The following is a 26,463-nucleotide window of genomic DNA, read 5'->3' on the forward strand; positions in this document are numbered from 1 at the left end:
TTGCTAATTAACCATATTTTGACTAGCCAAGCACGAAAAGTAAAATTAACCGTGCAATAAATTGCTAAATAGTGGTGATTTCTTTGTAACATGGCGAATGACCTGCCAAAATAGCGTAAAAATTCGTTTATGCAGACAGGCTTGAGGATGTTTTATTCATGAACGCACAATCTGACAATCTAATTGAAGTGCGCAATATGAACTTCACTCGCGGTAGCAGAAAGATCTTCTCTGAGATCAATCTTGTTGTACCGAGAGGGAAAGTGACTGCGATTATGGGCCCTTCAGGGATTGGTAAAACAACCTTGTTACGTCTAATGGGAGGACAAATCCTTCCAGATAGTGGTGAAATTTGGTTTGATGGCGATAATATTCCTGCGCTATCACGTTCTGCGTTGTATCAGGCAAGAAAAAAAATGAGTATGCTTTTTCAATCAGGCGCACTGTTCACTGACATGAATGTGTTTGAAAATGTGGCGTTTCCACTAAGAGAGCATACAAATTTACCTGAAGCATTGATCCGTACAACGGTGATGATGAAACTTGAAGCCGTGGGATTACGTGGTGCGGCAAGTTTAATGCCTTCTGAATTATCAGGAGGAATGGCGAGAAGGGCGGCATTAGCAAGAGCTATCGCGCTTGATCCTGAACTGATTATGTTTGATGAGCCTTTTGTTGGGCAAGATCCTATCACAATGGGTGTGCTGGTTAAGCTAATTGATGAGTTAAATCATGCGCTTGGTGTGACTTGTGTTGTGGTTTCCCATGATGTACCCGAAGTGTTGAGTATCGCAGATTACGCCTATATTGTTGCGGAGCAGAAAGTGATTGCTCAAGGCAGTGCACAAGAATTACAGGATAACCCAGATAGGCAAGTAAGGCAGTTTTTAGATGGTATTGCTGATGGCCCTGTGCCTTTCCGTTTTCCTGCGGGAGATTATCAGGACGACCTATTAGGACGAGGAAATTAGTACGTGGTAAATTTATTATCTCGCATTGGTACTAGAGCATTAGCGATTTTTGCAACCTTCGGGAGAGCTGGCATTATGCTCTTTCGAGCATTAGTCGGTAAGCCCGAATTTCGTAAACAGTGGCCTCTGTTAATGAAGCAACTGTATAACGTTGGTGTTCAATCCTTATTAATTATCATGGTGTCTGGGCTGTTTATTGGCATGGTGTTGGGATTACAAGGCTATCTTGTTTTAACCACTTTTAGTGCTGAAGCTAGTCTTGGCATGATGGTCGCACTCTCATTGTTAAGAGAATTAGGTCCTGTGGTGACTGCATTATTATTTGCAGGTCGAGCAGGTTCAGCCTTAACCGCTGAAATCGGCTTAATGAAAGCCACAGAACAAATTTCTAGTTTAGAAATGATGGCAGTCGATCCTTTAAGACGTGTCGTTGCTCCTCGCTTTTGGGCGGGGCTTATTAGTATGCCATTACTTTCACTTATTTTTGTTGCCATCGGTATTTGGGGCGGTGCAATTGTGGGGGTGGATTGGAAAGGGATCGATGAAGGCTTTTTCTGGGCATCTATGCAGGGTGCCGTTGAATGGCGACTCGATTTAGTGAACTGCTTTATTAAAAGTGTCGTTTTTGCCATTACCGTCACTTGGATAGCGCTCTTTAACGGGTATGACGCAATCCCAACATCAGAAGGGATTAGCAGAGCAACAACACGTACTGTTGTTCATTCATCGTTAGCCGTATTGGGTTTAGATTTTGTGCTAACAGCACTGATGTTTGGGAACTAAGTCATGCAAAGTAAAAAAATTGAAGTTTGGGTTGGTCTATTTGTTCTGATTGCGTTAGCTGCTGTGATTTTCTTATGTCTTAAAGTCGCTGATATTAAAGAAATGGGTAACCAACCGACTTATCGCGTTTATGCCAGCTTCGGTAATATTGGTGGGTTAAAAGAGCGCTCTCCAGTTAAGATTGGTGGTGTGGTGATTGGTCGTGTTTCTTCTATCACCTTAAAAGAAGAAGATGAAGGAAACTATCGCCCTGAAGTCGCGCTCGATATTCTGAGCATTTATGACCACATTCCAGAAAGTAGCTCACTGTCTATTCGTACATCTGGTTTATTAGGTGAGCAGTTCCTTGCATTGAATTTAGGTTTTTATGATGAAGCGTTAGATTCTACTCTGTTAAAAGACGGGGGACGGATCACAAACACTAATTCAGCAATGGTGCTAGAAGATCTTATTGGTCAATTCCTTTATAAAACGGGTGATGGTGATGATTCAGCTAAATCTGAATCTAAACCAACAGAAGAACACTCTGCATTACCTTAATCATGAATTCCTATACGATGCACTTATACATTTAGCTAGATTTTGCGTAATAAATGCATCGTATTATTGAAACCCTATTTGAGGAGAAGCGAACGTATGTTTAAACGCTTATTGATGGTCGCACTATTAGTGATAACGCCTTTTGCTATGGCGGTAGATAAAACCAATCCTTACGCATTGATGGAAGATGCGGCACAAAAGACCTTTAGTAAATTAAAAAATGAACAGCCTGAAATTCGTAAAAATCCTGAACTTTTACGTCAAATTGTTCAGCAAGAATTACTGCCTTATGTACATATTAAATATGCAGGTGCATTAGTGTTAGGCCCACATTATCGTAATGCAACACCAGCGCAACGTGATGCTTATTTCACTGCATTTGAAGCGTATCTTGCTCAAGTCTATGGTCAAGCATTAGCCATGTATGAAGGTCAAGAATACCGTATTGAGCCAGCAAAACCTTTCGCAGATAAGTCAACGCTAACTATTCGCGTCACCATTATCGATACAAATGGCCGCCCACCTGTTCGCCTTGATTTCCAATGGCGTAAAAACAGTAAAACAGGTGAATGGCAAGCTTATGATATGATTGCTGAAGGTGTAAGCATGATCACAACAAAACAGAATGAGTGGTCAGATATTTTAAATTCTAAAGGTGTTGATGGTTTAACAAAACAGTTAGAAATCAGTGCTAAAACACCAATCACACTGGATGAGAAAAAATAACATGTCAGCTTCGTTAAATTGGGAAAAAAAGGAGGGTGTCCTCTATTTCCAAGGAACGCTAGATCGTGAAACGTTATTGCCTGCTTGGCAGCAGCGTAAAGCATTATTAGCTGATATTAATATCATTGATATTTCTGCCTTAGGACATATTGATTCAACAGGGTTGGCACTTTTTGTTCACTTAAAAGCAGAAATGGAAGAGCAAAATCGTCAATTTATTATTCAAGGTGTAAGTGAGCGTTTTCAAACATTAATTACACTCTATGATCTTGATGAAATTATGAATATTGCCTAATACAGATTTTTGAGTAAAGGTATTAAAAAGCCCCCTTCGTGATACTTTTATCATTAAGGGGGTTTTTGATGGTTTAAGAGTAGAGCGGATTCCATTAGGATAGACGACTGATTATTATTTTAACGTTGAGATTGAGCAATTATGGATACAAATGAAATCAAACAAGTATTAATGGACAGCCTGTCGTTAGATGAAGTCATCGTCAATGGTGATGGTAGTCATTTTCAAGTTGTCGTTGTTGGCGCAATGTTTGAGGGAATGAGCAGAGTAAAACAACAACAAACCATTTATGCCCCTTTGATGGAATATATCGCAGATAACCGTATTCACGCTTTGTCTATTAAAGCCTACACACCTGAAGAGTGGAAGAGAGATCGTAAACTTAACGGGCTTTAATCCAGTAGGTATACAGCGTACAGCAAAATAAAAAGAGAGTTCTACAGATGGATAAATTTAGAGTACAAGGACCAACCTGTTTATCAGGTGAGGTCACTATTTCAGGCGCAAAAAATGCCGCACTACCAATCCTGTTCGCTGCGATCCTTGCCGAAGAGCCAGTAGAATTAACCAATGTTCCTAAATTAAAAGATATCGATACAACGATTAAGTTACTTAATCGCTTGGGAACTAATGTTGAACGTAATGGCTCTGTTTTTGTTGATGCTCGTAACATTAATGAATTTTGCGCTCCTTACGAGTTAGTAAAAACCATGCGTGCTTCTATTTGGGCTTTAGGCCCGCTGGTGGCTCGTTTTGGTCAAGGTCAGGTTTCTTTACCGGGTGGCTGTGCCATTGGTGCTCGTCCTGTTGATCTTCATATCACAGGTTTAGAGCAATTAGGCGCTGAAATTACACTGGATGAAGGTTATGTGAAAGCACGTGTTAATGGGCGTTTAAAAGGCGCACATATTGTCATGGATAAAGTGAGCGTGGGCGCCACTATCACTATTATGACGGCTGCGGTATTAGCTGAAGGCAAAACCATCATTGAAAATGCGGCAAGAGAGCCTGAAATTGAAGATACCGCAAACTTCCTCAATACATTAGGTGCCAAAATTAGTGGTGCAGGTACAGACAGCATTACTATTGAAGGTGTAGAACGCCTTGGTGGCGGTACTTATCAAATTCTACCTGATCGTATTGAAACAGGGACTTTCTTAGTTGCTGCTGCTATTTCGCGTGGTCGCGTTGTTTGTCGTAATGCAAAACCTGATACGTTAGATGCTGTGTTAGCAAAATTACGTGAAGCTGGTGCAGATATTGAAGTGGGTGAAGATTGGATAAGCCTTGATATGCATGGTAAACGCCCTAAAGCGGTAACATTGCGTACTGCGCCACATCCGGGTTTTCCAACCGATATGCAAGCACAATTTAGCCTTTTAAATTTAGTTGCTGAAGGCGCGGGCATGATCACTGAAACTATTTTTGAAAATCGTTTTATGCACATTCCTGAGCTTATCCGTATGGGCGCTCACGCTGAAATTGAAAGCAATACTGTGTTATGCCACGGTGTTGAAAAACTGTCAGGCGCACAAGTGATGGCAACCGATTTACGTGCTTCTGCAAGTCTAGTACTTGCAGGCTGTATTGCTGAAGGCACAACCATTGTTGATCGTATTTATCATATCGACCGTGGTTATGAAAATATTGAAGCCAAATTACAAGGATTAGGGGCAAAAATAGAACGTTTGCGCTCTAATGACTAATTTATTTTAGTTATCCTTTTTTAGCGATTTAAAACCATAGTGCATTGTTGTGCTATGGTTTTTTTTTGCGCATTATTTCAATAGGGCTCTCAATAGAATAGGATAATTCATAAGGCATTTCTTGCGTGACAAGATACAGTAAGAAAATAGACCTGTTTTAGAGAAATCTCTATGAGCTAAAAGGAAGGGACATATATGCAGGTAACAAGGAAACAAGAGCGCCTAGTTCGCCAAGCACTGGATGAATGGCAACAATCTGGTGCAATCTCGACACAAGAATATCAACAATTAGGAAGTACGTTGCATCGTATTCCTTTTGATTGGAAAAGATTAAGTCGCTACGCATTTTGGATAGCAATGGTCTGTTTGATTATTGCCGCTGGGAGTATCTTTAGCGATAGCGCATTAGTCTATTATTTAATTGAGATTTTTAGTGTTTCTGAAATTATGCGAGTTATCTCTCCTGCACTTATTGCTTCTGCGCTCTATTTATGGGGATTTAAACGTCAGCGAAAAGAGACACAGTGGCATTACAGTACTGAGTTTATTCTCTTTTTAGGTGTGATGTTTACGGCTATTTTCCTTTGGCAACTGGGAGAATTACTGGATACAGGAAGTGGTCATATTGCTCCTCTCTTTCTAATCGGTTGTGTTATTTATGGTGCAATTGGATTTATCAGTCGTTCCTCGTTGGTGTGGTTATTCTTCTTATTGATGTTAGGAAATTGGTTTGGTGCTGAAACTGGCTATATGTCAGGATGGGGCGCTTATTGGTTAGGGATGAACTATCCTATCCGCTTTGTCTTCTTTGGCGCAGTATTATTAGCAAGCTGTTATTTCCTACAAAATATATTGATACACCGTCGTTTATTTACCATGACAAAAATAATGGGGCTGACTTATCTGTTTATTGCACTATGGATAATGTCTATTTTCGGTAATTACGATCCAGATACGTGGTATCGCACTTCAAGTGTGAATTTATTGCCTTGGGCGCTATTATTTGGTGTTGTCGCCGTTATCTGTATTTATATAAGCCTTAAAACAGATGACGGTATGTTAAGAGGATTTGGCCTAACATTCCTTGGTATCAACCTTTATACCCGATTCTTTGAATATTTCTGGGATAGTTTACACAGTGCGATTTTTTTCTTTATTTTGGCGGTTTCACTGATTTTAATTGGGCGAAAAGCCGAAAAAATTTGGCATGCTGTTGAAAATAACTCAATTGCTAATAAAGAGAGTAAGAGCGAATAGTATAATTAACGATATGATAGGAGAGCTAATCCTATGGAAAAGCGAAGTTGTCATCTTCCTTTAGAAGTGAGCTGTGTTGCATGCCATTATTTTGTTTTCAAAGATAAAGATGAGGCATTTTTTGAGATCTGCCCCGTATGTGGCTGGCAAAATGATGGTACTAAAGAAGGACAATATAGCGGTTGTAATCACAGCACATTAGAGGACTATCGTAATACCCAAAGCTTTAAAGAAAGTTGCTTACAAAGTGCAACGTTCTATATGAAATCTCCCTACTAGTCAAAAATAGGGAGATTTTTTTGTTAGTTATGATTCTGGTTGGTATTCCGAAATGGTGACATCGACATTAATTTCATTGCCATCACGCAATAATGTTACAGGTAATACCGTACCGGGGCGCGTCTCAGCAATATAATCCATCATTTCCATCGCAGAAGTCGCTGGTGCATGATTAATGCTAAGAATGATATCGCCAGTTTTTATTCCTGCTTTATCTGCTGGGCTATTTGGTGTGATACGGAAAATGCGCAACCCTTGAATTTGTTTGATGTCGGTATTTGATGAACGAATTTTAGGTAATTCTTTTGCTGTGATACCAATAAAACCACGAATAACACGACCATCACGAATAAGCTTATTCATAATTTTTACAGCAAGTTCAGTCGGAATAGCGAAGCCTAATCCTTCTGCACTAGGGCGATATCCATTATAAGTACCTGAATCAAACGTCATGGTATTAATACCCACAAGTTCGCCTTCAGTATTAATTAATGCGCCACCCGAGTTGCCTTCATTAATTGAGGCATCTGTTTGTAGAAAGTTTTGGTAGCGTGTTGGACTTAACCCAACTCGACCCGTAGCACTGATGATCCCTTGAGTAATAGTTTGTCCAATATTAAAGGGATTACCAATAGCCAGTACAACATCACCAACATGAGAAATTCGTTTACTATTAATGGGGATCGTCGGGAGTTTATCTGCATCAATCTTTAACACAGCAAGATCAGTTAATGGATCAGAGCCAACGAGTAAACCTTCATAGAGATCACCATTTTGTAACGCAACAATAATTTGATCAGCATTATTAATAACATGTTGATTTGTCAGAATATAACCACGACCATCCATAATGACGCCAGCGCCTAAAGATGTCAGCTCACGACCTTCTTGAGAAAAGCTTCCCATCGTACTGCTATAAACATTAACAACCGCAGGGGCGGCTCGTCGTACTGCTGTGTTATAGCTAAAAGGCGCATTGAGAAAATCGCCATTAAGTAGGCGTTCAATAAAAATAGGGCGAATTGAAGGAACTGCAATCAAAAGAATTGCTGCTGTGAGAAGACCAATTAGAGTTGATCGCAGTAATTTAGTTAACATAAAAATCCTGTATTTATGTCTGACTGTGAAATTATTCGCGTAGAAGGGGTGAGAATAGCATAGTTTAACTTATGAAAGCATCGCTCAACGCATAAAATCCCCTTTTAAGCCAATGACGCTCATCAAAAATAGATATAAAAAAAGCCCTATAATAGATATTACAGGGCTAAGGAAATCAATAAATTAGATAGGTGAAAGCTTACTTCTTAGCGCGGTGTATTACGTAACAGCAGATAAATTTGTTCATTGCCACGTTGAATATTCAATGCAAGAACAGGCGGTTTAGCATCAATTGCTTTGCGTAAATCGCCTAGTGATGTAATTGGCGTATTATTGATACCAATAATAAGGTCGCCTTTTTGTAAACCAGATGCAGCAGCGGCTGAATCTTTTTCGACAGAATCGACTGCAACAGCTTTCACTTGTTTATTCACATAGTTACTTAATGTTGCACCTTGTAGTGCAGGAGAGAAGTTATCTGCGCGTGTTGCATCTGCCGATTGTTTCTCTAATGTCACTTTCACATCCATTGGTTTACCTTGACGGATTAAACCAATTAGGATCTCTTTACCTGGCGGTGTTGTACCCACTTTAGCTCTTAATTCAGCAAAGCTATTGATACGTTTACCATCAACTGAAATTAAAACGTCACCCGGTTTAATGCCTGCTTTTGCAGCAGATGAATCTGGCATTACTTCGCTAACAAAAGCACCGCGTTGTGCATCAATATTAAAGGATTTCGCCAGATCAGAATTCATTTCTGTACCGCGAATACCTAATATGCCACGTTTAACTTCACCATGAGAAATCAGTTGTTGGCTAAGGTCACGCGCCATATTGCTTGGGATGGCGAAGCCAATACCGATATTGCCACCACCTGGTGCTAAAATAGCAGTGTTAATTCCGATTAACTCACCATTCAAGTTAACGAGCGCGCCACCAGAGTTACCACGGTTGATTGAAGCATCGGTCTGGATAAAGTTCTCTAAACCTTCAAGATTTAAACCGCTACGACCTAGTGCGGAAATAATACCGGATGTTGCTGTTTGGCCTAAACCAAATGGGTTACCGACTGCAACCGCAAAGTCACCAACACGTAGTTGGTCAGAATCCGCCATTTTAATTGCGGTTAAGTTGGTTGGTTTTTCAATTTGCAGTAATGCGATATCGGTTTGTGGATCGCTACCAATTAATTTTGCACTAAATTCACGGCCATCATTAATTTGCAGTTGAATTTTATCTGCACCATCAACAACGTGGTTATTTGTTAATACATAGCCTTTTTGTGCATCAATAATGACGCCAGAGCCTAAGCCTTCAAAAGGGCGTACACTTTGTTGTTGTGATGGGAAATTGGGGCCAAAGAAGAATTTGAACTCTTCGGGCACTTGCTGGTTTTGTACTCGCGTTCCTGAAACGTGCACACTGACAACCGCAGGTAACACTTTTTCTAACATCGGTGCAAGGCTTGGCAGTTGTTCGCCTGATGGCATCACAGCAGGTAGTGCAGCCATACTGGTTGCTGGAATAGTAGAGAGTGAAAGTCCGACACTCATTGCTAATGCACTAAGTAATAATTTTCTTTTTTTAGTCAACATGAATTAGAGTCTCTTGATACAGTTATCAAAATAAAAGTTTTTGCTCAAAATGAGCGCGATGTCACTAAGACCTGTACTGACAAAGGAAAGTTCATTAAGACATGATGTGCTTTGCTTCCTTTTACACGGATTTACAAGACAAAAGCTATCTTTAAAACCATAGCAAATAATTGTCATTTTATGACGTTTGTTAGAAAGAAAAACGCCACAAAAAATGTGGCGTTTTTAATATTAACTGTCTTTTTTATCTGTGGGTCTGAACAATCCAGATGCTCCTTCGGAGTAATCACGAGGTGGCATTTTTATTGGAGATTGGTCATTCGCTGCTTCTGATTCGCTTAAACGGTAATTAAATGGATTTTCTTGAGCAGGCATATCAGGCATGAGCTCATTAGAGCTTTTTGCCATATGTTGATAAAGCTGACGGTAATCTCTCGCCATGTTATCTAATAGTTCAGCACTTCTAGCAAAGTGGCTGACAAGCTCATTGCGATAAGTATCAAGTTCTTCTTTTTTTGTGTCTAACTCTGCTTTGATAGCATCTTGTTGACGAAGGGTGCTGTTACCGTAACGCATTGCAAGTGCGCCGATAATAAGACCGACAACTAATCCAATCAGTGCATAAACCCAAACCATGGCAACTCCTTTTCATCTAATAGTGAGGACGATGGATTCTTATAACATCATAACCGCTAAAAGGCATGGGTGGAATAATATCCTTAAGCTTAATATAAAATTCGTGTGTTACGTTGATGTTAAAACAATTCTTAATGCTTATAATAGAGCCATTCGACAGACACAAATCAGTATGTCAGAAAATTAAGGATAAGAGGGCATTCATGACTGTTAGTACGCCGTTATCACTTTATGAAGCCGCATTGAAGCAAGGTGATTATCAACCTGATGATGTTCAGAGAAAAACGGTTCTCCATCTTCAACAGATATACCATGCATTATTAAAAGAGACTCCACCAGAAAAAAATTCGCTAACCCAACGATTATTCGGGCGAATTCGCACAAAAAAACAGATTGTTACACCAGAACGTGGTCTATATATGTGGGGCGGTGTTGGACGAGGTAAAACATGGCTCATGGATATGTTTTATCTAAGCTTGCCGACAGAACGAAAGCTTCGCTTACATTTCCATCGCTTTATGTTACGTGTTCAAGAAGAACTAAAAAACTTACAAGGCCATGAAAATCCGCTAGAAATTATTGCTGATGGATTTAAAACGCAAACTGATGTGCTCTGTTTTGATGAGTTTTTCGTTTCTGATATTACTGATGCGATGATTTTAGGTACCTTGCTTGAGGCGTTATTTGCTAGAGGTATCACATTGGTGGCGACATCAAATATTCCACCTGATGAGCTTTATCGTAACGGATTACAGCGTTCTCGTTTTTTACCTGCAATAGAGCAAATCAAACAACACTGCGATATTTTAAATGTGGATGCAGGGATTGATTATCGACTAAGAACATTAACGCAAGCGCATCTTTTTTTATCTCCACTTAATGATAAAAATCGTCAGGAGATGGATAGAATTTTCATGCACTTGGCAACCAGCGAACCGCAAGTTGATTGTACCTTAACCATTAACCATCGCCCCATGAAAGTAAGAAAAGCATCTAATGGGGTACTCGCTATTAATTTTTCAACCTTGTGTATGGAACCACGTAGTCAGCTTGATTACATTGAGCTTTCTAAGCATTACCACTCTGTTTTGTTATATGACATGGAGCAAATGGGGACATTAAATGAAGACGCTGCGCGTCGGTTTCTAGCGCTTGTTGATGAGTTTTATGAGCGTAAGGTGAAACTTATTATTAATGCAAATGTAGAAATGAACGAGATTTACCAAGGTGATTTTTTACGTTTTGAATATAAACGTTGCTTATCTCGTTTACAAGAGATGCAAAGTGAAGAATATTTAGTACAACCCCATCTCGCTTAATTTTTAATTCTTGAAGAAAGTCATCTTTCATTATGGTAGGATGACGCAGGTTAAGTTGCTTGATGTTTTTTTCTATGAAAATAGAGTGCATTAGGCAGCTTACAAGCGCTCTGGAAAGGAACAATTCTTCTCTTCAGGTAGCAAGAATTTATCAGTCAAATCAGAAAAAAGTGCCAGATTCGTTTTTTTCGCTGAAATATTGAAAAAGAATTCAATTGTTTTTCAATTATGACTCGATTTTTTTTTCTGACTTCTCTATAATCTTGCGACCCCACGTTGCAGCAAGTTTTTTATTTCCCAAAAAACTCGCATTTTAGAGTCAGCAGTGCTACTCGAAGGGGTAGGTTTGCTGGACACAAGAGTCGTGTGAACCTCAATAGTATTTGAACCGAGCGTTCACCAACGTGTAACTAAACATTGGGTAATTTTCAATAATGAAAACTTTTACAGCTAAACCAGAAACCGTAAAACGCGACTGGTACGTTGTTGATGCAGACGGCAAAACTTTAGGCCGTTTAGCAACTGAAATTGCTAGCCGTTTACGCGGTAAGCACAAAGCGGAATACACTCCGCACGTTGATACTGGTGATTACATCATCGTTTTAAACGCTGAGAAAGTAGCGGTAACTGGTCATAAACGTACTGACAAAGTTTACTACCGTCATACTGGTCACGTAGGTGGTATCAAACAAGCGACTTTCGAAGAGATGATCGCCCGTAGTCCTGAGCGTGTAATCGAAATCGCGGTAAAAGGCATGCTGCCAAAAGGGCCTCTGGGTCGTGCGATGTATCGTAAACTGAAAGTTTACGCAGGATCTGAGCACAACCACGCGGCACAACAACCGCAAGTTCTGGACATTTAATCGGGATAATAGGCAATGGCTGATAATCAATACTACGGCACAGGTCGCCGCAAAAGTTCTTCCGCACGTGTCTTCATTAAGCCAGGTAGCGGTAATATCGTAATCAACAAACGTAGCCTAGAAGTTTACTTCGGCCGCGAAACAGCACGTATGGTTGTTCGTCAACCGCTGGAATTAGTTGATATGCTGGGTAAATTAGATTTATACATCACTGTTAAAGGTGGTGGTATTTCTGGTCAAGCTGGCGCGATCCGTCACGGTATCACTCGTGCACTGATGGAATATGATGAGACTCTACGTTCTGATCTGCGTAAAGCTGGTTTCGTAACCCGTGATGCGCGTTCTGTTGAACGTAAGAAAGTGGGTCTGCGTAAAGCACGTCGTCGTCCACAGTTCTCTAAACGTTAATTTGTTATCTTTAGATATCAATTTGATGTTGAAAACCCGTCTTCACAGGCGGGTTTTTTATTTTTAACTTATTTGTGCTTATTAATAATAAAAACATAATGTTGCTAATACATGAGGCTGTTACTCATAAAACAGGCTATATGTAAGATAACGATAGTATTAAAAAGTCTATTTTTCAGATGTTATCTCTAAATAATTTCATTTTTTGATATTATAATCTTACTTTTAAGGTAGTGTGGCATATTGTGTTGAATTATTTGCATTAGCCCCCCTAAGTAACATGAATTCTGGTAGAATAGCGAGCTTTGATGTCTTTCTTTCTATGACTTCATCATGTTGCCAATGGGTATATTGATCGTAATACCAGTGATGAGTTTGAAAGTCATACCAAAATTATTATGACAATATGATTGTTGAATGATTATTTTGGTATTACTTGATAATGATATGTGCCGCAAAGACAGGTGAGTTTTTAACCCTGTAAAATATGATTATCCCACGATAACACTGTTATACAGGTAGTTACCCAATGCAGTTAATAGCTTAAATGTTTATTTAGGTCTACTGCGTTTGTGTGCTTGTCTTTTAGGAATGGGGAAATGGAAAAGGCATTGTGCTAATTCATTTCTTTAATTGATTAACTTGGAGGTTTTCATGGCTGTCGCTGCCAACAAACGTTCGGTAATGACTTTGTTTTCCGGTCCGACTGATATTTTCAGCCATCAGGTCAGAATTGTCCTAGCGGAGAAAGGTGTCAGTGTTGAAATTGAACAGGTTGAAGCTGGTAATCTTCCACAGGATCTTATCGATCTAAACCCTTACCAAAGTGTACCGACTTTGGTTGATCGTGAGCTGACTCTGTATGATTCACGCATCATCATGGAATACCTTGATGAACGCTTCCCTCATCCTCCTTTAATGCCAGTTTATCCTGTTGCTCGTGGTAGCAGCCGTTTAATGATGCATCGCATCGAGCATGATTGGTATTCTTTAATGAACACCATCGAAAAAGGAACTGAACAGCAAGCAAATGCCGCTCGTAAACAGTTAGCAGAAGAGCTACTGGCTGTATCTCCTGTGTTTAAAGAATATCCTTACTTTATGAGTGAAGAGTTCAGCTTAGTAGATTGCTACCTTGCTCCTCTGTTATGGCGTTTACCAGTGCTCGGTGTAGATTTAAGTGGTGCTGGCGCTAAAGATGTACAAATTTATATGCAGCGTGTTTTTGAGCGTGATTCTTTCCTCGCGTCATTAACCGAAGCAGAGCGTGAGATGCGCTTACCTTCAAGAGGGTAATTAAGTATGGAGATTATGGATATGTCTCCGCGTCGTCCGCATTTATTACGTGCGCATTATGACTGGATCATCGAAAACGATTTAACACCACATTTAGTTGTTGATGTGAATGTTGTCGGTGTTCAAGTCCCAATGGAATATGCGCATGATGGTCAAATTGTACTAAATATTTCATCTCGTGCTGTAGATGAATTAGAGTTAACACCGTATCAGGTTTTATTTAGTGCAAGCTTTGGTGGCATACCTCGTAAAGTGCGAGTGCCTATGGCTGCTGTTATGGCTATTTATGCGAGAGAAAACGGTGCGGGAATGATGTTTGAGCCAGAGCCTGCTTATGAATCTGGTGCATCATTACAGTTTGCTGAAGATGAGCATCAAGAAACACCAGATGCTCCTGTTGGCGAAGTCTTATCATTAGTAACGGATAAACCTGTTTCTGATGATGTAACGCCACCAGATGATGATCCAGAGCCACCTCGTCCTACAGGTCGTCCATCATTGCGTGTAGTGAAATAAGAGATTATCTTATTTGTATTAATGAAAAACCCAGTTCATTTGAACTGGGTTTTTTTGTACATAAAAAAACGCCCTATATTTCTATAGGGCGTTTAAATTAATGATTGGGCTGAAATTATTTCAGCAGTTCTTCTAAACAACCAGTGTAAAGATTAACTGCAGTCATTAATTGTTTTTCGTCGAAGTCAAAGCCTGCTTGGTGGTGACCCGCTGTTCTATCGGCACCAACAACGAAGTACAGTGATTTACCACCACAACGTTGTACCCGTTTTGCTAATACTGTTGCATCTTCACTACCACCGAATGGGCGAGTTGCAACCGCAGTTAGTTCAGAATGTTTACCTACAACTTTGGTCATAACATCAATCAGTTCTTGGTCATTCGTCAAGTCAACGGCTTCACCCATGATTTCGCTTTCCATTTCTAACTGGAAGCTATGTGCTGCGCCTTCAGCCATACGTACTGCATTTGCAGCCATAAAGCTGTTGATCTCTTCATTTTCACCACGAACTTCAATTTGCATTTCTGCGTTAGCTGGGGTGACGTTACGGCCTTCACCGGCTTTTAATACACCGATGTTGATACGTGACATTCCTTTACCATGGCGAGAAATGCCCAGCATTTGTGTTGCCGCGTGGCAAGCACCCGCTAAAGCATTACGACCAAGTTCTGGCTCTGCGCCTGCGTGAGATGGTGCGCCTTTAAAGCGGAAGTCATATTTAGTGGTACATAAGAAATGTGTTGGGTTAATAACAATTTCACCACTGTTGGCGATAAAGCCTAAGTGAGCACCTAAGAAGTAATCAGCATCATCTGCGATACCACTTTCTGCCATTGCACGAGCACCACGAACACCTTCTTCTGCTGGTTGGAATAGAATTTTAACTTTACCAACCACTTTATCTTTATTCTCAACTAACCAGTGAGCAACACCTAAACCGATAGAGATGTGTCCATCGTGACCACAAGCATGCATTTCGCCTGCGTGACAAGAAGCAAAGTTCTCTGCATGAGGACGGTGTTTTGCTTCTGTTGCTTCGTTAACACCAACACAGTCGATATCAAAACGCAGTGCTACTGTTGGGCCTGCTTTACCACTGTCAAAGATAGCCACACAGCCAGTTAGCTCTTTCATTTCATCAAGTAGAGCTTCATCAACTTTATGCTCTCTTGCAACAGCTAGACCTTTTTCAACGACTTGACGGCGGCGACCAAAAGCAAACTCTTGATTGATAACGTCTGGGCCAACTTTAACTTCTAAACCTAAGCTACGTAGTTCTTTGACGATTTTTGCTGTGGTTAAAAATTCTGACCAACCAATTTCTGGATATTGGTGAAACTCACGACGCCATTTAATTAATTTTTCTAGTGTAATTGCTGACATATTCATTTCTCCACTTATAACATGAATAACGCAACAGCGATGACGCCGATAATCATACCCGGTGCAGTACGTTTTGCGATTTCCATAGGGTTTACGTTTGCAAGACCAGCACAAACAATTGCTGCACCTGCCAGTGGTGACATAGTACGACCTAACGCGCCAGATAATGCCGCTGCCATACCCATGTCTGGGATTTCATAACCGAATTGTGCAGCATGAGGTGTTACTGTTTCGTTGAATGCGAATGCTGCTGCGTCACCAGAACCTGTGATAATACCCATTAAGAATGGCCCTAAAGTACCACCCCAGCGAGCGAATTCAGGAGAATGAGTTAAGAAGTTGATGAACGCGTCGATTAAACCAGATGCTTTCAGACCTGCTGCGAATACTGCTGCTGCAATGATGATACCTAATACATCACCATAAGCATTACCCATACCTTTAAAGAACTCTTTCGTAATTTGAGCTGGGTTAGTTAATGTGATGAACAGAGCATAGATAGAACCGATTAACATTGCCGCTGGTACAGACAGTTTAAATGTACTGAAAGTCTCGAAGAATGGCAGAATTAACAGGATTAATGGAATGAAAGGTGCTGTTGCATATAAGTAGTTAGGGCGAACAGCTTCTGGCGTTGCTTGTGCTGATGAAGATGATGCATCACCCGCAACAGAAGCCATTTTGAACTCTTTTTTCACTAAAGCGACAACCGCCAGTGAAACTGCTGCGATACCACCAGCCATTAAGCTATATGGGCTATGGCGAGCGATTAAATCAACCACTTCCATATTCGCCATGTTAGCAACGAAGGCGTTATGCGACATACCTGGGCTTAGCATTGAGCCGATAGTACCACATAACACTGCACCACCAGCAATAGCTGGGTGAATACGTGCTGCGATTAATAATGGAATGAGTGTCGCACCTACCGCTGCCGCACAACCTGCTGCTGATGGGATTGCGATATTAATAAAATACGTTACGACAACCGTAGCTGGAATAAGGAAGAAGCCCAGACGAGTCATTACTTTTGATAAAACATGAACCAGATGCATATCGCATTTGGTATATTTCATAACATAAGCAAAACCCATACTCGAACAGATTGCTTGAATTAATGATGAAGATACCATGCGCTCACTAAATGCGGCAAACGCATCTAATGGGCTTAGGCTCAAAATACAAAGCAATAAACCCGCACCGATAAGTACCATTCGGGTTTCATATTTTTTTATTAGCAAATAGACAGTTACGATAATAACGGCTACGGCTATAAGTTGCATCACCATGGTGATCCCCTAGTTAATTATGACAATACTATTAATTATGAAAGCGAACCTAACATCAATAAATTATATTTTTCTGTAAAGTTATTAGGTGACTCCATTATGAAGTTGGTAGGTTGACAATATTTGATTGTTATCAAATTTAATAGCCGAAATAAAATCTATTTTTTTAGACTGTGATGTTATTAACAAATGCTGTAAAACAATGATCATTAAAAGATGACAAAAAGGTTAAATAAAAAGAGATAAAGTAAAAAATACGAAAATAAATTATATTTACTATAGATAAGGAGTGTTATTTTGATACAAAAAAGAATATCGCTTTTTATCAAAATATTATTCTATAAATTATATTAAATGGTAATGAGAATGATTATTTGGTCTGATATCTTGATGATCCTTAAATACTATTTATTAATTTCACCGATAATATTGCAAAATTATCCCACTTAAATTAAATGGGATAATAAACAAGAGAAATTGTTATTTAAAATAACGGAAATAAAAAATATTTAACATGATAAATATTGCAATATTCCTTCGGCAGCCTCTCTTCCTTCTGCTATTGCTGTTACCACAAGATCAGAGCCTCGTACAATATCGCCTCCAGCAAACACTTTAGGATTTGTTGTTTGATTTGGTATTTCTTGATTATCTGAAATAATAATTCTGCCTGAAGATGCATATTCAATATTATTTTCATCTAACCATGGATAATGTGCAGGTTTAAAGCCAAATGCCAGAATAACCGCATCAGTAGATAACAAATGCTCACTTCCTTCAATCGGCGTTAATGTTTTATCACTTTGAGTTTTAATAACGCGAATACCAACCACTTTATTTTGATTATCAACTTCAATATCTATAGGTTGAAGATTAAATAAAAATTCGCCGCCTTCTTCTTTGGCGTTTTTTACTTCACGTTTTGAACCTGGCATATTGCTTTCATCACGACGATAAACACAAGTGACTTTATTTGCACCTTGTCGAATTGCAGTACGCACACAGTCCATTGCGGTATCGCCACCGCCTAATATCACTACATTTTTATCTTTAAGGTCGATATAAGGTGTTTGAGGATCTTCACCATAACCCATTAAATAACGTGTATTACCAATTAAATAAGGTAGGGCGCTATAAACACCATCAGCATTTTCATTAGGAAAATGACCGCTTAAACTGTGATAAGTGCCCAATCCTAGAAAAACCGCGTCATATTGTGTTATTAGGGTATTTAGGGCGATATCCTTGCCTATTTCCGTATTAAGGCAAAACTCGATACCCATTTCACTAAATAATTCGCGGCGTCGGATCATCAGTGATTTTTCGAGTTTAAAAGAGGGTATCCCAAACGTAAGTAATCCCCCAATTTCTGGATGTTTATCATAAACAACTGGTTTCACACCTTGACGAATAAGAACATCTGCACAGGCAAGACCCGCAGGGCCTGCGCCGATAATCGCAACTTTTTTATCAGTCATTGTGACGTGAGAAAGATCGGGGCGCCATCCTTGTGCTAAGGCGGTGTCATTGATGTAACGTTCAATATTGCCAATTGTGACTGCACCAAAATCATCATTAAGCGTACAGGCACCTTCACAAAGCCTATCTTGAGGGCAAACGCGACCACAAATTTCAGGCAAACTGTTTGTTTGATGAGAAAGCTCGGCCGCTTCAATAATACGTCCTTCGTTTGCCAGCTTTAACCAATTAGGAATGTAATTATGAACAGGGCATTTCCATTCACAATAAGGATTCCCGCAACCTAAACAGCGATCAGCTTGTGCGGAGGCTTGCTGTGGTGAAAAGGCCTCATAGATTTCAACAAACTCAATTTTGCGAATTGCTAACGGTTTTTTAGTCGGCTCAACACGATTTAAGTCGATAAACTGATACACATTCTGACTCATAATATTCTCCTATTGTGCCTGAACGCGTAATTCAGCAGATGAACGACGAGGATGACCAAGCAACGCATTGACATCACTGGACTTTGGCTTAACCAACTTGAAGTGTTGTGACCAATATTCCCACTGTGAAAGTAATCTTTCTCCTTGCTGTGAGCCTGTTAGTCTGACATGTTCTGCAATCATGCCACGTAGATGTTCAGCGAGAATGGCAAAGGATGCAACAGGAAGCAACTCAATCGACGAAGTGTTGATCCGTTGCGATAATGTGAGGTCTTCATCTAATAGATAGGCAAATCCCCCCGTCATTCCTGCACCAAAGTTAATCCCTGTTTTACCGAGAACGCAGACAATACCGCCCGTCATATATTCACAGCCGTTATCACCAACGCCTTCAACAACAGCAATCGCGCCGGAGTTTCTGACGGCGAAACGTTCACCTGCCAAGCCTGAAGCATACAGTTTCCCGCCTGTTGCGCCATAAAGGCACGTATTACCCATAATGGTTGCATGATGATTTTTAAAAGCAGAACCAACTGGAGGCGAAATTACAATACGACCGCCCGCCATACCTTTGCCAACATAATCATTTGCATCACCGACTAAGGTTAATTCAACGCCTTGTGCATTCCAGACACCAAAGCTTTGACCTGCGGTGCCCGTAAAATTGAGTTTTATAGGTGTTGCAGATAACCCATTCTCGCCATATTTCTTAGCAATAATGCCAGATAACGTTGCACCCACAGAGCGGTCTGTATTACGAATATCAAAATAGTGTGTTTGGCTTTTTTGCTGTTCAACGGCTTCAATCGTTTGAGTAACAATACGCTGGTTTAATTCACCTTTATCATAAGTTTCATTATTTTCCTGACAATAAAGGGATTTACCTATGGGGGATGTCACTGTTTCTAGTAATCCGCCTAATGAGAGTTTTTGTTGTTTGCTTGTCACACCTTCTAAACAAGAAAGCAGATCAGTACGACCGATTAAGTCGGTAATTTTTTGTACTCCGAGCAATGCCATTAACTCACGGGTTTCTTGTGCAATAAAGCGGAAGTAGTTAATAACACGTTCAGGTAATCCGTGATAATGGTTACGACGTAGCGTTTCATCTTGAGTTGCAACACCCATTGCGCAATTATTTAAATGACAAATACGCAAGTATTTACAGCCTAACGCGACCATAGGACCTGTACCAAAACCAAAACTCTCTGCGCCTAAAATCGCCGCTTTAATAATATCGAGTCCTGTTTTTAATCCGCCATCGACTTGTAAACGAATTTTATGACGAAGATTGTTTGCCACTAGCGCTTGTTGGGTTTCCACTAAACCTAATTCCCACGGACTACCTGCATATTTTACAGAAGTTAAAGGACTTGCACCTGTACCTCCGTCATAACCTGCAATGGTTATCAAATCCGCATAGGCTTTGGCAACACCCGTAGCAATGGTGCCCACACCAGGCTCTGATACGAGTTTTACAGAAATCAGTGCAGTAGGATTGATCTGTTTTAAGTCGAAAATAAGCTGTGCTAAATCTTCAATAGAATAGATATCGTGATGAGGTGGCGGTGATATTAAAGTAACACCAGGAACAGCGTAGCGTAATTGCGCAATATAAGGGGTGACTTTATCGCCGGGAAGTTGTCCTCCTTCACCGGGTTTTGCTCCTTGTGCGACTTTGATTTGCAAAACATCTGCACTCATTAGATAAGAAGGCGTCACGCCAAAACGACCCGAGGCAATTTGTTTAATGCGTGAGACTTTATTAGTACCGTAACGAGCCGGATCTTCACCGCCTTCGCCTGAATTTGAAAAGCCGCCCAACGTATTCATCGCTTGCGCAAGGGCCTCATGAGCTTCTTTGCTTAGTGCCCCAATTGACATTGCGGCGGTATCAAAGCGTTTAAATAATTCTGTTTCAGGTTCGACTTCTTCAATCGAGATAGGCGTTGCCTTGTTATTGAGGACTAGCATATCGCGCAATGTGGTTATTGGGCGTTGTTGTACCAGACTAGCATAATGCTGATAGTCGGCATATTCCCCGCTATTTACCGCTTGTTGCAGTGCTTGAACGACATCAGGATTGTAGGCGTGATATTCCCCTTTATGCGCATATTTCAATAATCCCCCCGCATCTAAAGGGTAACGGGTTAACCAAGCTCGTTTAGATAGATTAAATAAGTCGTGTTCAAAATCACTAAAGTCAGCGCCATTAATCCGATTATCAACGCCCGCAAAGCAGAGCTCGACAACGCTATCATTTAATCCCACCGCTTCAAAAAGTTGAGAGCAACGGTAGGAAGCTACGGTTGAAATGCCCATTTTGGACATGATCTTATACAATCCTTTATTTATGCCGTTGCGGTAATTAAGCATTACTTGGGCATAGCTTGCTTGCAGGATTTTTTTATCAACACGTTGGGCTAAAGATTCATAAGCAAGGTAAGGGTAAATAGCGGTAGCACCAAATCCGAGTAATACGGCGAAATGGTGAGGATCACGGGCACTAGCGGTTTCGACAATAATATTGGCATCACAGCGTAAGTTATTATCTACCAATGCTTTTTGTACCGAGCCAACTGCCATAGGAGCAGGAATAGGCAATCGCTCTTTAGTGATATTTCTATCTGATAAAACCAATAATACCGCACCACGGTGAACTTCCTGTTGTGCTTTTGCGCATAATTGGCGTAACGCTGTTTCTAAGTTGCATTCTGTTGGTTGATATGTGATATCAAGATGAACAGATTGGTAATAAGGACTTTCTTGATTAATAAGCTGTTGGAAATCGCTATAAAGCAAAATAGGCGATTTAAAACTCAGTCGATGAGCTTGACCTTCCGCTTCGCAAAACACATTCATCTCGCGCCCAATGCAGGTCGCTAAAGACATAACATGTGCTTCTCTTAATGAATCTATGGGAGGATTTGTTACTTGCGCAAATTTTTGTCTGAAATAGTCATAAATAAGCCGAGGGCGTTGAGAAAGTACAGCAAATGGCGTGTCATCGCCCATTGATCCTGTGGCTTCTTGTCCGTTTTCTGCAAGCACATGCAAAATGCTTTCAAGTTCTTCTTGGCTATATGCAAATTGTTTTTGATAAGTGGCTAATAAAGTGTCATCAAAGGCACGTTGTCCTGTAGCTTGTTGTTCTGGTAACTCTTCAAAGGGCGTTAAACGTTTGACATTGCGCTCTAACCACAGTTTATAAGGATGGCGTCTTTTTAAATCTTCATCGGTTTCGGCAGAGTGCAAAATACGCCCCTGATGAGTATCAATGACCATCAGCTCGCCAGGACCTACACGTCCTTTTTCTCGCACTTCATCAGGCTGATAATCCCAAATACCAATTTCAGAAGCACAAGTGATGATGTTATCTGTGGTAATAACGTAACGAGCAGGGCGCAAACCGTTTCTATCTAGCGTACACGCAGCGTAACGACCATCTGATAATACAATGCCTGCGGGGCCATCCCAAGGCTCCATATGCATTGAGTTAAAATCAAAAAAGGCACGAAGATCTTCATCCATTTGTGGATTGTTTTGCCATGCAGGCGGCACTAACAATCGCATTGCACGAACAATATCCATACCGCCATTGAGAAAAAGTTCTAGCATATTGTCGAGTGAACTTGAATCTGAGCCATTCTCATTGACAAAAGGTGCTGCACTTTGTAGATCAGGAATAAGTGGCGTATGGAATTTATAGGCACGCGCTCTTGCCCATTGACGATTGCCTGTAATGGTATTTATTTCACCATTATGAGCAAGATAGCGAAAAGGTTGCGCAAGAGGCCATCTTGGTGTGGTGTTAGTTGAAAAACGCTGGTGGAATAAACAAATTGAAGATTCCATGCGTAGATCGGCAAGATCGGTAAAAAAGCGCGGTAAATCAATGGCCATGCAGAGACCTTTATAGATGGTCACTAAATTAGAAAGACTACAAATATAAAAATCATTGTCAGTAATGCGCTTTTCAATACGTCTGCGGGCAACAAAGAGTCGTCTCTCAATATCACTTATCCGCCATCCTGCGGGGGCATTAACAAAAACTTGTTCGATTAAAGGAAGAGAAGAAAGGGCAATACTCCCTAAAATATCAGTGTTAATAGGCACTTCACGCCAGCCGACAATAGAAAGTGTTTCACGTTGTAGCTCTTCTTCAACGATGAGACGGCATTGTTTAGCAATATTGGGATCTTGGCTTAAAAATAGCATCCCTACGGCGTAATTTTTTGCTAAATGCCAGCCTTTTTCTTGTGCAACTAATTGGAAGAAACGCTCTGGTTTTTGTAAGAGTAATCCGCATCCATCGCCGGTTTTACCATCAGAAAGAATAGCACCACGATGTTGCATTCTGGCAAGACCATGTATGGCATTTCTGACAATCTTATGGCTGGCTTGCCCTTCAATATGCGCGATCAACCCAAACCCACAATTGTCTTTTTCCTGTGTCTTTTGATAGAGCATTTTTTTGCTTCCTACTTTGTTTACTGAGCACCTCAAAACAGAGCACAAAAGGAACGTTTTGGCTCAAAGTATGTAGGTAAATTTATGGGTGCTCAGTCGGGTGATGTTGTGTTTGCCTAGCTTGGAGTGTTTTTTATATTGCTATGCAATGCCTTTTCAACTTATCGATAAATAAAAATCAGGTCAATGTGTAGGGATATTTGACTGAGATAAAATAGATAAGGATATTTTTATTTTAATGCATTGATTAATAACTAAATTATTCTATTTTAAAATAGTATGAGAGCGATTTTTTAATGTGAGCTATATCACTTTATTTGAGCGGTTTAGCTTTATCTCATCCTTTAATGATAAAAACGGGTAGTGAGTTATTCTACTGAATATATTGATTTTGGAGTTTTATTGTTTTTATACATTTTGTATAAAAAAAGACAAATTGAATTTTTTCTAATAAGGTCTATTTATCGTTGATATTGCTATCGTCTATGTTGCTTAGTTTTTGTATTATTTTTATGAATGCATATGTCTGAATAGATTCGTTGAGAGAAAATAGAGGGTTAAATCAAACAAAGTAATGAGAAATAACCACTCTTAGCAAGATTTCTGAATGTTCGCCACTGCGCCAATTCATTTTTGGGTTATCATTCCATAGATTCAATATATTGGAGTTTTCAATGAAATTGCTCAAAGGGCTTGCCCAATACTACGTTGACTTAATGATGAGGCTGGGGCTAATTCGCTTCTCATTGTTGTTAGCTTCTGCATTAGTTGTTTTAGCGATGGTTGTTCAAATGGCGGTGACATTCTTGCTTGCAGGTGATGTTACCAGTATTGACCTTGTTCGCTCTATTTTCTTTGGGCTGATTATTACGCCTTGGGCTGTCTATTTTCTCTCTGTTGTGGTTGAACAACTTGAAGAATCACGACGCCGTTTATCTCGTATGGTGGATAAACTAGGTGTAATGCGCCAGCGCGACTTAGAGCTTAACTCTCAATTGAAAGAGAATATTGAGCAATTAAACTTGGAAATTCAAGAGCGTGAAAAAGTTGAAAAAGCACACCTTGAACTACTAGAAAAACTAAAAAGTGAAATGAAGCGTCGTGAATTGACGCAAATCGATCTTGAACAGCAATCCTCACTTTTACGCTCATTCTTAGATGCCTCTCCTGACTTAGTTTATTACCGCAATGAAGATAATGAATTTTCAGGATGTAACCGTGCGACGGAATTACTGACAGGTAAAAGTGAAAAGCAACTTATCGGTTTAACACCACTTGATGTGTATGACGAAGATATTGCGATAAAAGTGATGGAAACGGATGAAAAAGTCTTCCGTCATAATGTGTCGCTCACTTATGAGCAGTGGTTAGTTTATCCTGATGGCCGCAAGGCTTGTTTTGAACTGCGCAAAGTGCCGTTTTATGATCGTATTGGTAAACGTCATGGCTTAATGGGCTTTGGACGTGACATTACAGAGCGTAAGCGCTATCAAGACGCATTAGAGAACGCGAGCCGTGATAAAACCACCTTTATCTCAACAATCAGCCATGAATTGCGTACACCGCTAAATGGTATTGTTGGATTAAGCCGTATCTTATTGGATACCGAGCTTTCACCAGAACAACTCAATTACTTAAAAACGATCCATGTGAGTGCGATTACGTTAGGGAATATTTTTAATGACGTGATTGAGATGGACAAAATTGAGCGTAGAAAAATTCAGTTAGATAACCAGCCAATTGACTTTACTGAATTTATTTCTGATTTAGAAAACCTGTCTGGATTGTTAGTACAGCCAAAAGGATTGAAATTCACACTCGAAGCTGAAGAAACGCTACCGCATAAGATAACCTCTGATGGGACTCGATTACGTCAGATCTTATGGAATCTCATTGGTAATGCTGTGAAGTTTACTCAAGAAGGTGAAATCAAAGTGCGTATTTGGCAAGAAGCGCCAGATAAGTTGTTATTTGAAGTGAAGGATAGCGGAATTGGTATTCCAAAAAGTGAGCTTGAGAAGATCTTTGCTATGTACTATCAAGTCAATGATAGTCAAGGTGGTCGTTCTGCAACGGGAACGGGTATCGGACTTGCTGTCTCAAAACGCCTAGCACAGCATATGGGCGGCGATATTCGTGTTGAGAGTGAGTTAGGTGAGGGTTCTACCTTTACCCTCTCTATCGTCGCTCCTGCGATTGAAGAGCACCACGATATCGAAAGTGATGATGAACTCTTATTACCTGCTTTAAATATTCTGCTTGTTGAAGATATAGAACTTAACGTGATTGTTGCCTGCTCTGTTTTAGAAAAATTGGGTAATACCGTTGATGTGGCAATGACAGGACAAGAAGCGTTATCGATGTTTAAGCCTGATGAATATGACTTAGTGCTACTAGATATTCAATTACCTGATATGACTGGCTTCGATATTTCAAGAAAATTACGTCAAGAATTCGACAGTAATGAACTTCCTCCTCTTATCGCTTTAACAGCAAATGTTTTGAAAGACAAAAAAGAGTATTTGGATGCGGGAATGAATGATGTGCTAAGTAAACCACTTTCTGTGGATGCACTTACCGCGATTATCAACAAATTCTGGGGTGATGGTGCGGTTTCTGTGCCATGTAATGAGTCATCGGAATTGTTGAATAAAAATGAAGAATTATTAGATATAGACATGCTGAATCAATACATCGAACTTGTCGGACCTCAATTAATCACTGATGGTTTAGATGTTTTTGAAAAGATGATGCCAAGTTATATGTCAGTTCTTGAATCTAACCTAACAGCGCGTGATCAGAAGGGCATCACTGAGGAAGGACATAAAATCAAAGGTGCAGCAGGTTCTATAGGTTTAAAACATTTACAGCAACTCGCTAAACAGATCCAATCACCGGAATTACCTGCTTGGTGGGACAATGTACAAGAGTGGGTCGATGAGCTAGGGAAGGATTGGAGAAAGGATGTGGAAAGTTTAAGAAACTGGTTGGCAGACGCTAGAAAAAAATAACCCCAACCGAAGTTGGGGTGCGCGAATACTGCGCCAACACCAGGGAAACTTTTCTATCCGCTTTTTTTGATTCTCATTACATAGGCGAATAGGATGAAACTATTCCATACA

At 40.2% G+C, this 26,463-nt stretch carries 22 protein-coding genes; 15 read left to right on the top strand and 7 right to left on the bottom strand.

Features of this window, described 5'->3' with window-relative positions; all coding sequences use genetic code 11:
- Positions 1-158 precede the first annotated feature (158 nt).
- The 9 genes from mlaF to JEP36_RS09480 all read left to right on the top strand — a co-directional run bounded on the left by mlaF (position 159) and on the right by JEP36_RS09480 (position 6,557).
- A complete protein-coding gene (gene mlaF, locus JEP36_RS09440) occupies positions 159-971 on the top strand; it encodes a phospholipid ABC transporter ATP-binding protein MlaF (RefSeq protein ID WP_100159974.1) in 813 nt (270 codons plus the stop codon).
- A 3-nt stretch (positions 972-974) separates the two neighbouring features.
- Positions 975-1,754, top strand: a complete 780-nt coding sequence (mlaE, locus tag JEP36_RS09445; protein WP_109371950.1) for a lipid asymmetry maintenance ABC transporter permease subunit MlaE — start codon at positions 975-977, stop codon at positions 1,752-1,754.
- Between the two features lie 3 nt (positions 1,755-1,757).
- Positions 1,758-2,294 carry an outer membrane lipid asymmetry maintenance protein MlaD gene (gene mlaD / locus JEP36_RS09450; protein ID WP_099074096.1) on the top strand — a complete coding sequence of 179 codons (537 nt, stop codon included), beginning with the start codon at positions 1,758-1,760 and terminating at the stop codon, positions 2,292-2,294.
- Between the two features lie 96 nt (positions 2,295-2,390).
- Entirely contained in the window at positions 2,391-3,020 is a 630-nt protein-coding gene (gene mlaC, locus JEP36_RS09455; protein ID WP_109371945.1) for a phospholipid-binding protein MlaC, read from the top strand.
- Between the two features lies 1 nt (position 3,021).
- Positions 3,022-3,315, top strand: coding sequence for a lipid asymmetry maintenance protein MlaB (mlaB, locus tag JEP36_RS09460; protein WP_098941205.1), 294 nt, complete (start codon positions 3,022-3,024; stop codon positions 3,313-3,315).
- Positions 3,316-3,456: 141 nt separating this feature from the next.
- Positions 3,457-3,711 carry a BolA family iron metabolism protein IbaG gene (gene ibaG / locus JEP36_RS09465; protein ID WP_006535338.1) on the top strand — a complete coding sequence of 85 codons (255 nt, stop codon included), beginning with the start codon at positions 3,457-3,459 and terminating at the stop codon, positions 3,709-3,711.
- Positions 3,712-3,758: 47 nt separating this feature from the next.
- Positions 3,759-5,021, top strand: a complete 1,263-nt coding sequence (gene murA / locus JEP36_RS09470) for a UDP-N-acetylglucosamine 1-carboxyvinyltransferase (protein ID WP_198619279.1) — start codon at positions 3,759-3,761, stop codon at positions 5,019-5,021.
- A gap of 195 nt (positions 5,022-5,216) precedes the next feature.
- Positions 5,217-6,278, top strand: a complete 1,062-nt coding sequence (locus tag JEP36_RS09475) for a DUF2157 domain-containing protein (RefSeq protein ID WP_198630125.1) — start codon at positions 5,217-5,219, stop codon at positions 6,276-6,278.
- A 33-nt stretch (positions 6,279-6,311) separates the two neighbouring features.
- A complete protein-coding gene (locus tag JEP36_RS09480) occupies positions 6,312-6,557 on the top strand; it encodes a CPCC family cysteine-rich protein (protein WP_198630126.1) in 246 nt (81 codons plus the stop codon).
- Positions 6,558-6,584: 27 nt separating this feature from the next.
- Here the strand turns inward: JEP36_RS09480 and degS are convergent, their stop codons facing one another.
- The 3 genes from degS to zapG form a co-directional block, all read right to left on the bottom strand.
- The gene (gene degS / locus JEP36_RS09485) at positions 6,585-7,655 is read right to left on the bottom strand and encodes an outer membrane-stress sensor serine endopeptidase DegS (RefSeq protein ID WP_109371937.1); all 1,071 of its coding nucleotides are present in this window, start codon (positions 7,653-7,655) and stop codon (positions 6,585-6,587) included.
- A 206-nt stretch (positions 7,656-7,861) separates the two neighbouring features.
- A complete protein-coding gene (degQ, locus tag JEP36_RS09490) occupies positions 7,862-9,253 on the bottom strand; it encodes a serine endoprotease DegQ (protein WP_109371935.1) in 1,392 nt (463 codons plus the stop codon).
- A gap of 231 nt (positions 9,254-9,484) precedes the next feature.
- On the bottom strand, positions 9,485-9,889 hold the full coding sequence (gene zapG / locus JEP36_RS09495) for a Z-ring associated protein ZapG (RefSeq protein WP_023582864.1): 405 nt from the start codon (positions 9,887-9,889) through the stop codon (positions 9,485-9,487).
- Between the two features lie 203 nt (positions 9,890-10,092).
- Here zapG and zapE point away from each other — a divergent pair, with 203 nt between their 5' ends.
- The 5 genes from zapE to sspB all read left to right on the top strand — a co-directional run bounded on the left by zapE (position 10,093) and on the right by sspB (position 14,291).
- On the top strand, positions 10,093-11,208 hold the full coding sequence (zapE, locus tag JEP36_RS09500; RefSeq protein WP_198630127.1) for a cell division protein ZapE: 1,116 nt from the start codon (positions 10,093-10,095) through the stop codon (positions 11,206-11,208).
- Between the two features lie 434 nt (positions 11,209-11,642).
- Positions 11,643-12,071 carry a 50S ribosomal protein L13 gene (gene rplM / locus JEP36_RS09505; protein ID WP_006535327.1) on the top strand — a complete coding sequence of 143 codons (429 nt, stop codon included), beginning with the start codon at positions 11,643-11,645 and terminating at the stop codon, positions 12,069-12,071.
- A gap of 15 nt (positions 12,072-12,086) precedes the next feature.
- A complete protein-coding gene (gene rpsI, locus JEP36_RS09510) occupies positions 12,087-12,479 on the top strand; it encodes a 30S ribosomal protein S9 (RefSeq protein ID WP_004245284.1) in 393 nt (130 codons plus the stop codon).
- A gap of 654 nt (positions 12,480-13,133) precedes the next feature.
- Entirely contained in the window at positions 13,134-13,775 is a 642-nt protein-coding gene (gene sspA, locus JEP36_RS09515; protein WP_023582862.1) for a stringent starvation protein SspA, read from the top strand.
- 6 nt (positions 13,776-13,781) lie between these two features.
- Positions 13,782-14,291 carry a ClpXP protease specificity-enhancing factor gene (gene sspB / locus JEP36_RS09520; protein ID WP_160229959.1) on the top strand — a complete coding sequence of 170 codons (510 nt, stop codon included), beginning with the start codon at positions 13,782-13,784 and terminating at the stop codon, positions 14,289-14,291.
- A gap of 115 nt (positions 14,292-14,406) precedes the next feature.
- Here sspB and JEP36_RS09525 read toward each other — a convergent pair whose 3' ends face one another.
- From JEP36_RS09525 to gltB, 4 genes are all read right to left on the bottom strand, one after another.
- On the bottom strand, positions 14,407-15,675 hold the full coding sequence (locus tag JEP36_RS09525) for an amidohydrolase (protein WP_109371927.1): 1,269 nt from the start codon (positions 15,673-15,675) through the stop codon (positions 14,407-14,409).
- Between the two features lie 14 nt (positions 15,676-15,689).
- Entirely contained in the window at positions 15,690-16,964 is a 1,275-nt protein-coding gene (gene dcuC / locus JEP36_RS09530; protein WP_198630128.1) for a C4-dicarboxylate transporter DcuC, read from the bottom strand.
- A gap of 509 nt (positions 16,965-17,473) precedes the next feature.
- Positions 17,474-18,871, bottom strand: a complete 1,398-nt coding sequence (locus JEP36_RS09535; protein WP_198619283.1) for an FAD-dependent oxidoreductase — start codon at positions 18,869-18,871, stop codon at positions 17,474-17,476.
- 9 nt (positions 18,872-18,880) lie between these two features.
- Positions 18,881-23,341, bottom strand: coding sequence for a glutamate synthase large subunit (gene gltB / locus JEP36_RS09540; protein ID WP_198630129.1), 4,461 nt, complete (start codon positions 23,339-23,341; stop codon positions 18,881-18,883).
- A gap of 674 nt (positions 23,342-24,015) precedes the next feature.
- On the opposite strand from gltB, the gene arcB reads away from it, so the two are divergent.
- On the top strand, positions 24,016-26,352 hold the full coding sequence (gene arcB / locus JEP36_RS09545; RefSeq protein WP_198630130.1) for an aerobic respiration two-component sensor histidine kinase ArcB: 2,337 nt from the start codon (positions 24,016-24,018) through the stop codon (positions 26,350-26,352).
- The last annotated feature ends 111 nt before the right edge of the window (positions 26,353-26,463 follow it).

This window comes from Proteus sp. PR00208 (assembly GCF_016238545.1).
GTDB lineage: Bacteria > Pseudomonadota > Gammaproteobacteria > Enterobacterales > Enterobacteriaceae > Proteus.